This is a genomic window from Lachnospira pectinoschiza, from assembly GCF_900103815.1.
Lineage (GTDB): Bacteria > Bacillota > Clostridia > Lachnospirales > Lachnospiraceae > Lachnospira > Lachnospira pectinoschiza_B.
Genome location: NZ_FNHZ01000002.1, coordinates 320,245 through 334,663, shown reverse-complemented (window position 1 = coordinate 334,663; position 14,419 = coordinate 320,245). Strand labels below are relative to the sequence as shown.

Genomic DNA, 14,419 nt, shown 5'->3' with positions numbered 1-14,419 from the left:
ATAACTGAATATTAGGAATTGGAGGTTTTTTGCATATGAACTTTAAAGATTCAATGGCTGGAAAACTTAAGAAGATGAAGGTGGCTGATAAGTTTAAATACATTTTCAAAAATCTATACATCTATCTTGGTTTACCGATTATAATACTTCTTATTACAACGACTTATTCTTTAGGTAGTACCTATACTATGTATAATAAGTATTATAAGCAAGATAATCTTCAGGGCGAGTTAAGAATTGACATTCAGGCTTATTTAAAGAATGCCTGGTGGGCACTTTCTGATCGAAGCGAAGAAGACTTAAATAGTCATCTGGATGGCTGTGAGGAGAAAATATCAGAGTTAGACACATTTTTATCCGACCTAGAAGATGTTTATGATAATGATGAAAATATTGAAGCTGTAAGAACGGATATTAAGACTTTAGGCACTTTAACTAGTGAACTTACTGCACTTTTTGCTGCAGGAGAGCTTACAACAACGGGAATGTCTAATGAGGCAGACATTTACAAATTTATAAATGAAGATGTAAATTCTACAGTAAAGACAATGGCATCAGATTTAAAGACTATTTCTTCTGATAGTTTTGACACAGCTTGGAAGGCCTTTAGAACATCTTTGATTGTAACGATTGTCTTACTTGTTGTTTCTGTTTTATTTATTGTGGTAGCAGTTATATTTGTTAATATGTCAAGTAAGGTCCTTAATGATAGCATTTTGTCTCCGTCTATGGAGATTTCAAAGGCAGCTAAGGATATGGCGGATGGATATGTTAACATTGATATTCAATGTGATTCCGAGGATGAGCTTGGAGCCATGGCAAGAGACTTAGAGAAGGCTACAGAGGTTATTAAGTCAATTGCTGAGGATATTATTAGAACTGCCGATAAGATGGCAGGGGGCGACTTTAGAAGTGGTAGCTCAAATCCAGAGCTTTATATTGCAGATTACAAGGCTATTAACGCAGCCTTTATAGATATTTCTAATAAGCTTTCTAGTACTTTGAAAAATGTAAAGGAGGCCAGTGCTAGCGTATCAGACGGTGCAGCAAATCTTCAGGATGTATCTGTTAACTTATCGGAAGGTACTTCAAGCCAGGCTGCAGCTGTAGAAGAGCTTACAGCCTCTGTTGAACTTGTTACAGAACAGACGGAACTTCTTGCAAAGGATGCAGTTGAATCTATGAAGTCAGCAAGCGTTGTTGTAAAGGATGTAGAGACTGGTACAGAAAAGATGAGTGGCGTTACAAAGGCTATGGAGCGAATTACAATTGCTTCTAGTGAAATTGAGAAGATCACAAGTACTATTGAAAGTATTGCTTCTCAGACAGCCCTCCTATCATTAAATGCTAGTATTGAGGCAGCTCGTGCAGGTGAGGCTGGACGTGGCTTTGCAGTTGTAGCTCAAGAAATTAGTGAACTTGCCAATGAAAGTTCTACAGCAGCAAAGAATACTCACAAGCTTATTGATGATACAATGAATGAAATTAAGACAGGTAATGCAGCAGTTGAGGAGACTACTCTTGCCTTAAAGAAGGTACAGGAATCTGTATCTGCAGTTGCTGAAATGATGAAGGCTTCTAAGGATAGAGCTAATGCGCAGGCAGCAAGTATGAAGGAAATCAACATTGGTATCGAGCAGATTTCTAATGTTGTAAATGTAAATTCTGCCACAGCTGTACAGGCAAGCCAGGTTTCTGGTGACCTATCAGCTCAGTCACAGGGCTTAAATGCTCTGATTGACGAATTTAATATTCGATAACTTGAGTCTTTTTTATAAAAAGGCGATGCATGGATATAAGTGTAAATAATGGAGATAAACTTAGTCTGTGTGTCGCCTTTTGCCTATTTTTTGCCTATTTAGAAACATTTTCAAAAGCCTAATTAGTTAATATGGCCAAACTAAACACAAAATTTTCATCACAAGAAATCTTTTAGTATAGTAAATGGTTTGATATAATAAATATGTGTTAAAACTATATTTTGGAGAAACAAAGATATGCTAGATGAAAATGAAATTATGCCCTTTAATTTTTTCGCCTATGGTGGAAAATATAGCGGGCAGCATGGAGGCATGCGTTATCTCATTGAAAGAGATGGCGAAAAGCCAGATTTTATCTTAAGAGGAAATGTTTGGCAGGGACCTTATGCCTCATGTAGTGTTCCTAAAGAAAAGATAAGTTCTAAGGAGTTTGACTATAGCGAAGAGGGTCGTCTAGAACTTATAAATTGGTTGAAAGATCAGTACGATACAAGGTTAGAAGAGTGGGATAGTGCTCCTTCTATACTAGAAGCAGAGCCTTATAAACATTAGTTAAAGTTTGATTTATTCTGACTAAATATAATCTTATTTGAATAAAATGCTTGATGTTACTAGTGTTTTTAAGTTATTATTGTTTAGGACTAAGAAAAGAAAGGATTCAGTGTGAAGGAATAAGATATGGAAGTTATTTCTATTGTGCTTTCATTGCTTCTTGGCGTTGCATTATTTTTATATGGAATGTCAGTCATGGGCGATGGCTTAAAGCGTGTGGCGGGTAATAAGTTAGAAACTACCCTTTATAAGTTAACAAATACTCCAATTAAGGGAGTTTTATTAGGTGCTGTTGTAACAGCAGTAATTCAGTCATCATCAGCAACATCAGTTATGGTTGTTGGTTTTGTAAATTCAGGAATGATGAAGGTAGCCCAAGGTATTGGTATTATCATGGGTGCTAATATAGGAACAAGTATTACAGGTTGGATACTTTGTTTGTCATATATCGATGGAGTGAGCGGTATTGCTTCACTTCTTTCAACAGCAACTATTTCAGCTATCGTAGCTATTGTAGGTATTATCTTTAAGACATTTGTTAAGAAGAATACTTATAAAAATGTTGGAGATATCATGCTTGGTTTCGCAATCCTTATGGTTGGTATGCAGACAATGAGTGCAGCTGTATCTCCACTTAAATCAAGTCCAGCTTTTGTAAGCTTACTTACAATGTTTAAAAACCCAGCTCTTGGTATTTTAGTTGGTATTGTATTTACTGCTATTTTACAGAGTGCTTCGGCTTCAGTAGGTATCTTACAGGCGCTTTCAGTAACAGGTGGCATTACATTTGCAGCAGCATTCCCAATTACAATGGGTATTGGTGTTGGTGCCGCAGCACCAGTTTTACTTTCAGGTATTGGAAGTAGCAAGAATGGTAAGAGAGTAGCCCTTGTTTACTTAATCAATGATTTGTTCGGTATGATTTTCTGGTCTATTGTTGTTTACTCAATTAATTTTGTAATAGGTGGTTTCCCATTTATGGACATGGCTATGAAACCAGTAACAATTGCTATGCTTAATACAGTATTTAGAGTAGCAACAGTAGTAATGTTATTCCCATTCATCAAGTATATCGACAGATTAGTTCATCGTCTTATTAAGGATAATCTAGAAGAAGCTGATGATTCAGCTGACTTTGAATTACTTGAAGAAAGATTCTTAGCTTACCCAGACTTAGCTATTAATCAGTCTCATGAGGCTATTAATGGTATGGCAAGAAAGTCTAGAAAGAATATTTTACGAGCAGTAGATTTAATGGATAATTATTCTGATGAAAGATATAAGGTTATTCAGGAAAAGGAAAATGTTATTGATAAGTATGAGGATAAGTTAGGTACTTACCTTATGAAGCTTACAGGAACAACTCTTTCTCCGGTTCAGACTAAGCAGGTAACTAAGTTCTTACATACAATTGGTGATTTTGAAAGATTAGGCGATCATGCAGTTAATATTTCAAAGGTAGCTCTAGAACTTTACGAGAAGAAGATTGTATTTTCTAAGCAGGCACAGTATGAGCTTTCAGTATTAAGATCAGCTGTTCTTGAGATTCTTGAAATGACAGAAACAGCATTTACTAATGAAGATTTTAAGCTTGCAAGAAGAGTAGAGCCCTTAAGGGAACATATTAACGTTTTATGTAACGAATTAAAGACTCGTCATGTGGTTAGATTAAGTAAGGGTATATGTACTTATAATCAGGGATTTGCTTTTAATGATTTACTAACTAACATGGAAAGAATTGGTGCTCATTGTTCTAATATAGCTGTTGCTATGATTGAAATTGAAGATTCAGAAATAGCATCACATAGCTATTTAAAGAATGTCAAGGAATTAAGGGATGATGACTATATGCAGATCTTTGATGAATATGCAAAGAAGTATGAATTAAAAGAAGTAAGCGATTTAGAAGATAAGTAAAGCGGACATTCGGAATCCGCTTCGCTACTAAATATAGGAATATAAAAATATTTTAGGCCTTTCTAGAAAAGTAAAATTTGCTAGAAAGGCCTATTTTACTACATGTTTAATAACTATTCTAAATGTCATACCCACTAAATTTAAAGAAAAATATAAAAATAGGCTAAAAGTACTATTGCAACTATGTATATATTTGCTATAATAAAGTTACATTAAGTAGTGAACAACTTAATATACAGTTTTTAATAGTGATTGCGGCACTATTAATTACAGTGGAAAAAGCACAACCTCCTCCCGGTTGTGCTTTTTTGGCGTTTAAATAAAGTATAGTCCCTTAGAGTTGTATTTTCATAACTATACTAAAAGAATAAAAATTATCAAGAAATTATCAAACTTTTAATTGCCAGATTGCTTTGTAAAAGTTATTATTAAAGTATAAATATAAAGAGAAGGAAAAATTAATATGATAAGTTTTGATAGCCACCTACATACTAGATTTAGCTCAGATTCAGAGGCAGACCCAAGAGCCTATATTCAGTTAGCAAGACAAAAGGGCATGAAGGGCATTTGCTTTACAGATCACAATGACTATGACTTTCCACTTGAGGATGGAAAAGTGGTTTTTGATTTGGATTTTAAGGCATATTTAGACTATATGCTAAAGCTTAAGGAGGAGTTTAGAGGCTCCTTTGATATAAGAGTTGGAGTTGAGCAGGGACTTATGAAATCAGTGGCTAGCCGTGTGGATTCATATGATCCTGAGAATAAGCTAGATTTTGTTATTGGCTCATCTCATTTGGTGGAAGGAGAAGATCCTTACTATCCAAGTTACTGGGAAGGCAGGGCAGTAAAGGATACTATTATAAAGTATTATGAGAGTATTATGGAAAATATAAAAACTTGCCACAACTTCGATATTTACGGTCATTTAGACTATATAATTCGATATGCCCCAGAAAAGGATGCAAATTATAACTGGAAAGATTATTATGACTATTTTTATGAGATTTTAAAGTCATTAATTTATCAGGGTAAGGGAATTGAGGTTAATACAGCGGGCCTTAAATATGGTCTTAAAAATCCTAATCCTGATATTAATATAGTGAAATTGTATAAAGAACTAGGAGGTGAGATAATTACCGTAGGTTCTGATTCTCATAGTGTTGATTATTTAGGATATGAATTTGACCGAGTTTATAATATGCTAAAAGAATTAGGATTTAAATATTATTCCGTTTTTAAGGATAGAAAAGCGGAATTTTATGAAATTTAGTAAGATGATTATTTTTGTTGTAGTTTGAGTTTTTAGAAGGTTAAAAAATTGGCATTGGGCAAAATTTCCTATATGTTTTTAACAAAAAGAAACTAAAAAGCTTGTTTAAGTACTCGAAAATGTGTATAAAGCATACTGTATACAAGGGTTTTTTAGCAATTTAAACAAGTATTAAATTAAATATTAGTTGTTTGTTGCTAAATTTTTAGAATTGTGAAAAATAAAACGACAACTACTTGATATTTAAACAAAATTTATGTAAAATAACTAATAGTTGATTTTTTAACAAACTAAAATTCAATGTAAAATCACTTTTAGGAGGATTCAATTTATGTCAGTAAAAGTAGCTATTAACGGATTTGGCCGTATCGGTAGACTTGCATTCAGACAGATGTTCGGTGCAGAAGGATACGATGTAGTAGCAATCAATGATTTAACAACACCTTCAATGCTTGCTCACCTTTTAAAGTATGATACTTCACAGGGTAGATATGTAGAGCTTGGTCATGAAGATGAAGTAACAGCTGATGATGAGGCTGGTACAATTACAGTAAAGGGTAAGACAATTAAGATCTACAAGGAACCAGATGCTAACAACTGCCCATGGGGAGAAATCGGTGTAGATGTAGTTCTTGAGTGTTCAGGTTTCTATACATCAAAGGCTAAGGCACAGGCTCATATCAATGCTGGTGCTAAGAAGGTTGTAATTTCAGCTCCTGCTGGTAATGACCTTCCAACAATCGTTTACAATGTAAACCATGAAACATTAACAAAGGATGATAAGATCATTTCAGCAGCTTCTTGTACAACAAACTGCTTAGCTCCTATGGCTAATGCTCTTAACAACTTTGCTCCAATTCAGTCTGGTATCATGACAACAATTCATGCTTACACAGGTGATCAGATGATTCTTGATGGTCCTCAGAGAAAGGGTGACTTAAGAAGATCTAGAGCAGGTGCTGCTAATATCGTTCCTAACTCAACAGGTGCTGCTAAGGCAATCGGTTTAGTTATTCCAGAACTTAACGGTAAGTTAATCGGAGCTGCTCAGAGAGTTCCTACACCTACAGGTTCTACAACAATCCTTATCGCTGTTGTTAAGTCTGATAAGGAAGTAACAGTTGATTCTATCAACGCTGCTATGAAGGCTGCTGCTACAGAATCATTCGGTTACAACACAGAATTAATCGTATCTAGCGATATCGTTGGTATGAGATTTGGTTCATTATTCGATGCTACACAGACAATGGTATCAAAGATTGATGACACAACATACCAGGTACAGGTTGTTTCTTGGTATGATAACGAAAATTCATACACAAGCCAGATGGTTAGAACAATCAAGTACTTCGCTGAATTAGGCTAATTCTAATTAAGCAGTTATTTAAGTCTTTGACTTATTTAACACTGATGTGAAATTTTCAACCGGAGAATTCTATTATTAGTGTTCTCCGGTTTTTTTAAAAAGATGTGACTGGGATACAGACCATCAAGCATCACCCATGGTGTTAATTGGTCTGTAGCTCAATTACAGAATCATTTTCTATAATGGAGGAAAATATTATGCTAAATAAGAAGTCTGTTGATGATATCAACGTTAAGGGTAAGAGAGTATTAGTAAGATGTGATTTTAATGTACCATTAGATGGGGATAAGATTACTGATGAGACACGTCTTGTAGCTGCTCTTCCAACAATCAAGAAGTTAGTTGCTGATGGTGGTAAGGTTATCCTTTGCTCACATTTAGGTAAGCCAAAGGGACCAGACGCTGCATTTTCTTTAGCACCAGTTGCTAAGAGATTAACAGAATTACTTGGTAAAGAAGTAAAGTTTGCTGCTGATGATACTGTAGTTGGCGATAACGCTAAGGCTGCTGTTGAAGCAATGAACGATGGCGATATCATTTTACTTGAGAATACAAGATTTAGAGCAGAAGAAACAAAGAACGGTGAAGCTTTCTCTAAGGATTTAGCTTCAATCGCTGATGTATTTGTTAACGATGCTTTCGGTACAGCACATAGAGCTCACTGCTCTAACGTAGGTGTTACACAGTTTGTTGATACAGCTGTTGTAGGTTACCTTATGCAGAAGGAAATTGACTTCCTTGGCAATGCTGTAAACAATCCAGTTAGACCTTTCGTAGCTATCTTAGGTGGTTCAAAGGTATCTTCAAAGATTCCTGTAATCAATAACCTTCTTGATAAGGTTGATACTCTTATTATCGGTGGTGGTATGTCATATACTTTCCAGAAGGCTAAGGGTGGCTCAGTAGGTAAGTCATTAGTAGAAGATGATTATCTTGATTATGCTAAGGAAATGATGGCTAAGGCTGAAGCTAAGGGCGTTAAGTTATTAATCCCTATCGATACAGTTACAACTAAGGAATTTGCTAATGATACTCCTTCAAAGATCGTTGAAGCTGGTAATCAGGAAGCAGACGATATGGGTATGGATATCGGACCAAAGACTTGTGAATTATACAAGGAAGCTCTTAAGGATGCTAAGACAGTTGTTTGGAATGGACCTATGGGTGTATTCGAATTCGATAACTTTGCAAAGGGTACTGTAGCTGTTGCTGAAGCTCTTGCAAACTTAAAGGATGCTACAACAATCATCGGTGGTGGTGATTCAGCTGCTGCTGTTAATAATTTAGGATTTGGTGACAAGATGACTCACATCTCAACAGGTGGTGGAGCTTCTCTTGAATTCCTTGAAGGTAAGGAATTACCAGGTGTAGTTGCAGCTAACGATAAGTAAGATATAAGATTTACTGCATAAATTATAAATATAAGGCCATAGTGGCTACATATGTGACCACTATGGTTTTTATTTAAATAGTATCGTTAAAATAATCACAAAGACTGATAAAATTATAACATTAAGATACGAATAGATACAGATAGAAGTATAGTACACGAAATAAAACCTTGTTATTAAGATAATAATTTGAGATAATTAAGTTAGTTTAAATTAACAAGGGGGAATTTGAAGTGTTATATGAAGATAAAATTTTGATAGGTAAAGCCAATGATAAAGGGGTTTACATTTTTCCTGAAATGGCTAATAGACATGGTCTAATAGCAGGAGCTACAGGAACAGGAAAGACAGTAACCCTAAAGGTGCTTGCCGAATCTTTCAGTGAACTTGGCGTTCCAGTGTTTTTAGCGGATGCCAAAGGGGATTTGGCAGGGTTATCATATCTTGGTGAAATGTCAGATAATATCAAGAATAGAGTAGATAAATTGGGACTTGAGGAATATGGTTTTTGCTTAGATTCTTTTCCAGTTACTTTTTGGGATGTCTATCAAGAGAAGGGCATACCACTAAGAACTACGGTTTCGGAAATGGGTCCTATGCTACTTTCAAGAATATTAGAGTTAAACAACCTGCAGTCAGACATTTTAAATATAGTCTTTAAGATTGCAGATGACGAGAAACTTTTGCTTATAGATTGTAAAGATCTAAAGGCTATGCTTTTACATATAGCTGATAATGCGGACAAATACTCCCTTAGCTATGGCAATATGTCTAAGCAGAGTATTGCAGCTATAATAAGAGCTATTGTTTCTTTAGAGGCTAGCGGCGGTGAGACATTTTTTGCTGAGCCTGCAATTGATATTAATGACTGGTTTTCCCAGGATGAAAATGGAAAAGGTTGGATTCAAGTATTAGACTGTCAAAAGTTAATGCTAAATCCAAAGCTTTATGCGACTTTTCTTTTATGGTTGATTAGCGAAATATATGAAAGTCTGCCTGAGGCAGGAGATTTAGACAAGCCTAAGATGGTTTTCTTCTTTGATGAGGCGCATATGCTTTTTGATGATGCTCCAAAGGTGTTAATCGATAAGGTTAGTCAAATGGTTAAATTAATTCGTTCCAAGGGTGTGGGTATTTATTTTATTACACAATCCCCTAACGATATACCTGATGAGGTATTAGCTCAATTGTCTAATAAGGTAATTCATGCAATTAGAGCCTATACTCCAAAGGAACAAAAGGCGGTAAGGGCTGTGGCAGAGTCCTTTAGAGCGAATTCGGAATTTGATATTAGCGAGACTATTTCTAATTTAGGAATTGGTGAAGCGCTAGTATCGGTTCTAGATAGGGATGGTATTCCTACTATAGTTGAAAAAACAAAGATTTTACCACCAAGAAGCATGATGGGAGCTATAAATGATGAGGCTAGAAATGAAGTCATAGTTTCTGATGAGTTAAATACTAAATATGCCAGTTATGTTGATAATGAATCTGCTTATGAATTTATGGCAAGATTAAAGGCTAGAGAAAGTCTTAATCCGAGTGGAACCACTATAGATAATAATCAAAACGAAAAGAGAAACGTGAATAACACACCAACGATTAGGAGGTCTAGATCTACAAGCGCTAGAACTACTAATCCAAGGCCAAAAGAATACAAGCCTACTAGCACAACAAAACGGAGAACTTCATCCAATTATAATAGAACCTTACAATCAAGTGCTAGTAAGATTGGTAGACAAGTAGGCAAGTCAATTGGTGATAGTATTGGAGGTAGTTTTGGTAAAAAGCTTGGTGGGGACATTGGCTCTTCTTTAGCAAGGGGTATCTTTGATACATTTTTAAGAAGATAGATTATTAATCTAGATATATGTGAAAGCTTTGCGTAAAAGATTAGATTTTTTCATTAAAAGTATGGAAAATACCAAACCAATGTGATATAATTTTTATAATGTATTGTCAGTGCGGTGAGAATTAAATATATAGGGGTAAACGTTTAGCATTGGCGGAAAATGGAGGCTTAATATGAGACGTAAGGTTATTGCGGGAAATTGGAAGATGAATATGACACCATCTGAGGCAGTAAAGTTAGTTAATGATTTAAAGGCTAATGTAGCTAATACAGCAGTGGATGTTGTATTTTGTGTACCAGCAATCGATATTGTACCAGTTGTAGAAGCAGCTAAGGGTACTAACATTTGTGTAGGTGCTGAGAATATGTACATTGAAGAAAAAGGTGCATATACTGGAGAAATTAGTCCAAACATGTTAGTTGATGCAGGTGTATCACATGTAATTATTGGACATTCAGAAAGAAGACAGTACTTCAAGGAAGACGATGAATTCCTTAATAAGAAGGTTAAGAAGGCAATTGAACATAAGTTAATTCCTATCATTTGCTGTGGTGAAACACTTGAGCAGAGAGAAGAAGGAGTTACACTTACATTCGTTAAGGGCCAGATTAAGGCAGCTTATGAAGGAGTATCTGCAGCAGATGCACTTAACACAATCGTAGCTTACGAACCAATCTGGGCTATTGGAACAGGTAAGGTTGCTACAACAGAGCAGGCTGAAGAAGTTTGTGCTTCTATCAGAAAGGATTTAGAAGAAATTTATGATGCTGATACAGCTTCAAAGATTAGAATCCTTTATGGTGGTAGTGTTAATGGTTCTAATGCAGCAGAATTATTTGCTCAGGAGAACATTGATGGCGGTTTAGTTGGTGGCGCAAGTCTTAAGCCAGAATTTGCCAATATTGTAAATTACTAAAATCTAAGTGTAGTTGGTATTAGCTTAATGTGTAATATCGACTACACTTTTTTTCTTATATTTAGTATAATATTAAGGCAGATTAGTATAGGGAGGAAGATAGATATGTTTGCAAAATCAGATGTTTCAAGAAATAAGTGTATGTTGTTTAGTGGTTTTGCTTTCAATGGATATGATTGGTGGTGGCATAATTTCACCGGAATCAATGAGAAGACTGGAGAGAAGAAGACATTTTTCATAGAATATTATCTTTGTAATCCAGGACATGGCCACAAGGAAGCAGTACTTGGCCAATTAGAGGCTAACAAGAACAAGGGAATTAAGCCTTCATACCTTATGGTTAAGGCTGGATGCTGGGGCGAGGATAGCCTTGAGCTTAATAAATTTTATGGCTGGGGTGAGATTGCAGTTTCAAGATCTGTGCCATATTCAATTAACTGTAAGGATTGTTTTGCTTCGGAAAATAGCATCACAGGTATGATAAGCATCGATGAGCAGACAGCTAAGGATCATCCAGAATATATGACAGATGCCGGTTCTATGTATTGGAATCTTAAGGTGTCTAAGAATTTGCCATTTAATGTGGGTTACGGAGCTAGTAAGCTTTTTAGAGACCTAGAGGCCTTTGAGATGTATTGGCATGTAGAAGGCATGAGAACTTTATTTGACGGAGAGGTAGTGCTTAATGGAGTGACTTATAAGGTTATTCCTAACAAATGTTACGGCTACGCAGATAAGAATTGGGGACGAGATTTTACAAGCCCTTGGCTATGGTTGTCCTCTAACAATTTAAAGAGTAGATTAACAGGAAAGAAATTAAAGGGTAGTGCCTTTGACATTGGGGGAGGCTGCCCTAAGATATATATGGTTTCACTTAAGAGAAAGCTCCTTGGAGCCTTTTATTACAGAGGAGAAGAGTATGAATATAATTTCTCAAAGTTTTGGGATAAGGTTCATACAAGATTTAGATTCTATGAGACAGATGAGGCTGCTTATTGGTATGTTGCCCAGGAAAACCTTGATTCTGTTATGATTACAAAGGTTAAGTGCCTTAAAAAGGACATGATTTATATTAATTATGAGTCACCTGATGGCATGAAACGACATAACAAGTTATTAAATGGTGGAACTGGAATTGGCAGAATTAAGCTCTATAAGAAGCTTGGTGGCAAGTTAAAACTCATAGATGATATTGATGCATATAATGTAGGTTGCGAGTACGGAGAATACGATGAATAAGCTATTTGATTAATATAAATTTTATATTAGTTAATTATTTATCAAAAAACACAATTTCTATTTAAATTTATGGACAAATGTGGTATTATCCTAAAGTATACGAATTTAAGAAATTTGGAGGCAAATGATATGAGTAAAAAGCCAGTTTTATTAATGATTTTAGATGGCTATGGTTTAAGCGATATTAAAGAAGGAAACGGTATTGCAGCAGCAAACACTCCAGTTATGGACGGTTTAATGAAGAATTATCCATTCGTTAAGGGTTATGCTTCAGGTCTTGCAGTAGGTCTTCCTGATGGACAGATGGGTAACTCAGAAGTTGGTCATCTTAATATGGGTGCTGGTAGAGTTGTTTACCAGGAATTAACAAGAATTACAAAGTCTATTGAAGATGGTGATTTCTTTGAAAATGAAGCATTCCTCGATGCTGTAAAGAATTGCAAGGAGAATAACTCAGATCTTCACTTATATGGACTTTTATCAGACGGTGGTGTTCATAGCCACATCACACATCTTTTTGCATTACTTGAACTTGCAAAGAAGAATGGTTTAACAAATGTTTATGTACATGGTTTCATGGATGGACGTGATACACCTACAGATGGTGGTAAGGGTTACATCAAGGCTGTTTGCGATAAGATGGAAGAACTTGGCGTTGGTAAGTTCGCTACATTAAACGGTCGTTACTATGTAATGGATAGAGATAACAGATGGGATAGAGTTGAAAGCTCTTATAAGGCATTAGTTAACGGTGAAGGTATTAAGGCTACAGACGTTAACGAAGCTATTGCTAAGTCTTATGCAGATGGCAAGACTGACGAATTCGTTGAGCCTACAGTTATTGTTGGCGAAGATGGAAAGCCAGTTGCAACAATTAAGGATGGCGATTCAGTAATCTGCTTCAACTTCAGACCAGATAGAGCTAGAGAAATTACAAGATGCTTCTGTGATGATGATTTCACAGGATTTGAAAGAGGAGCAAGAAAGAACGTTAAGTACGTTTGCTTCACAGATTATGATGTAACAATTCCTAACAAGGAAGTTGCATTTAAGAAGGAATCATATACTAACACATTTGGTGAATTCCTTGCTAAGAATGGTAAGACACAGGCAAGAATCGCTGAGACAGAGAAGTATGCTCACGTAACATTCTTCTTTAACGGTGGTATTGAAGAGCCAAACGAAGGTGAAGACAGAATCCTTGTTAAGTCACCTAAGGTTGCTACATATGATTTACAGCCAGAAATGAGTGCTCCAGAAGTTTGCGAGAAGTTAGTTGGTGCTATTAAGTCAGATAAGTATGACGTAATCATTGCTAACTTTGCTAACCCTGATATGGTTGGTCATACAGGTGTTATGGACGCTGTAGTTAAGGCTATTGAGACAGTAGATAACTGCGTTGGACAGGTTATTGATGCTATTAAGGAAGTTGATGGTGTTGCATTTATCTGTGCTGATCACGGTAACGCTGAAAAGCTTATTGATGAGAAGGGTGATGTATTTACAGCACATACAACTAATCCAGTACCATTTATCTTAGTTAACTATGATGAGAACTATAAGTTAGCTGAAGATGGCAAGCTTTCAGATATTATCCCAACTCTTATTGAGATTATGGGTATGGAACAGCCAGCTGAGATGACAGGACATTCTCTTCTTGTAAGAAAGTAATTGTACTAGATTTATAAGCTAAGATTTTCTTAAGGCAAAACATAAGAATATCCTCGAGTCAAAAATGTATTATGCCTAGACAAAGCATTACCTCTTTTGATTAGAGACTAACTATAATATTATTAAGTTTTTATTAGAATTTATATTGCGCAGCAACTTTTATTATGATAGAATAAACTCGTTGCTGACTTAATCAGCTAGGAGGTGTTATAGATGTTTGGTATGTCATGGGCTGATACAATTAGAATTTTCTTGATGGGTATCTTTATTTTAGTAGGAATTGCACTTACAATTTTAGTACTTATGCAGGAAAGTAAGCACAGCGGTTTGTCAGGTACAATCAGCGGTGTGGCCGATACATATTGGGGTAAGAATAAGGCTCGTTCAATGGAAGGCAAGCTTGTTTTAATCACAAGAATCCTTGTTATTGCATTTATTCTTATTGCAGTAGTATTAAACATTAATTTTTAGATTATTTAGC

The 14,419-nt window shown here is 35.6% G+C and carries 11 protein-coding genes; all 11 read left to right on the top strand.

Features of this window, described 5'->3' with window-relative positions:
- Nucleotides 1-35 precede the first annotated feature (35 nt).
- The 11 genes from BLQ66_RS05570 to secG all read left to right on the top strand — a co-directional run bounded on the left by BLQ66_RS05570 (nt 36) and on the right by secG (nt 14,409).
- On the top strand, nt 36-1,760 hold the full coding sequence (locus tag BLQ66_RS05570; protein WP_074521310.1) for a methyl-accepting chemotaxis protein: 1,725 nt from the start codon (nt 36-38) through the stop codon (nt 1,758-1,760).
- Between the two features lie 237 nt (nt 1,761-1,997).
- Nucleotides 1,998-2,312, top strand: coding sequence for a hypothetical protein (locus BLQ66_RS05565; protein ID WP_074521309.1), 315 nt, complete (start codon nt 1,998-2,000; stop codon nt 2,310-2,312).
- Between the two features lie 126 nt (nt 2,313-2,438).
- A complete protein-coding gene (locus BLQ66_RS05560) occupies nt 2,439-4,229 on the top strand; it encodes a Na/Pi cotransporter family protein (RefSeq protein WP_074521308.1) in 1,791 nt (596 codons plus the stop codon).
- 463 nt (nt 4,230-4,692) lie between these two features.
- Nucleotides 4,693-5,502, top strand: a complete 810-nt coding sequence (locus BLQ66_RS05555; protein WP_083330277.1) for a histidinol-phosphatase HisJ family protein — start codon at nt 4,693-4,695, stop codon at nt 5,500-5,502.
- A 331-nt stretch (nt 5,503-5,833) separates the two neighbouring features.
- Nucleotides 5,834-6,868, top strand: coding sequence for a type I glyceraldehyde-3-phosphate dehydrogenase (gene gap / locus BLQ66_RS05550; protein ID WP_074521307.1), 1,035 nt, complete (start codon nt 5,834-5,836; stop codon nt 6,866-6,868).
- A gap of 197 nt (nt 6,869-7,065) precedes the next feature.
- Nucleotides 7,066-8,259, top strand: coding sequence for a phosphoglycerate kinase (locus BLQ66_RS05545; protein WP_074521306.1), 1,194 nt, complete (start codon nt 7,066-7,068; stop codon nt 8,257-8,259).
- 233 nt (nt 8,260-8,492) lie between these two features.
- Nucleotides 8,493-10,112 (top strand): helicase HerA-like domain-containing protein, encoded by a 1,620-nt coding sequence (locus tag BLQ66_RS05540; protein WP_074521305.1) that lies wholly within the window; start codon nt 8,493-8,495, stop codon nt 10,110-10,112.
- A gap of 172 nt (nt 10,113-10,284) precedes the next feature.
- Nucleotides 10,285-11,028, top strand: coding sequence for a triose-phosphate isomerase (tpiA, locus tag BLQ66_RS05535; protein WP_027430605.1), 744 nt, complete (start codon nt 10,285-10,287; stop codon nt 11,026-11,028).
- A 105-nt stretch (nt 11,029-11,133) separates the two neighbouring features.
- Nucleotides 11,134-12,267: a tocopherol cyclase family protein gene (locus BLQ66_RS05530; protein ID WP_074521304.1), complete on the top strand. Its 1,134-nt coding sequence runs from the start codon at nt 11,134-11,136 to the stop codon at nt 12,265-12,267.
- A 129-nt stretch (nt 12,268-12,396) separates the two neighbouring features.
- Nucleotides 12,397-13,938, top strand: a complete 1,542-nt coding sequence (gene gpmI, locus BLQ66_RS05525) for a 2,3-bisphosphoglycerate-independent phosphoglycerate mutase (protein ID WP_074521303.1) — start codon at nt 12,397-12,399, stop codon at nt 13,936-13,938.
- Between the two features lie 213 nt (nt 13,939-14,151).
- Nucleotides 14,152-14,409 (top strand): preprotein translocase subunit SecG, encoded by a 258-nt coding sequence (gene secG / locus BLQ66_RS05520; protein ID WP_143452978.1) that lies wholly within the window; start codon nt 14,152-14,154, stop codon nt 14,407-14,409.
- The last annotated feature ends 10 nt before the right edge of the window (nt 14,410-14,419 follow it).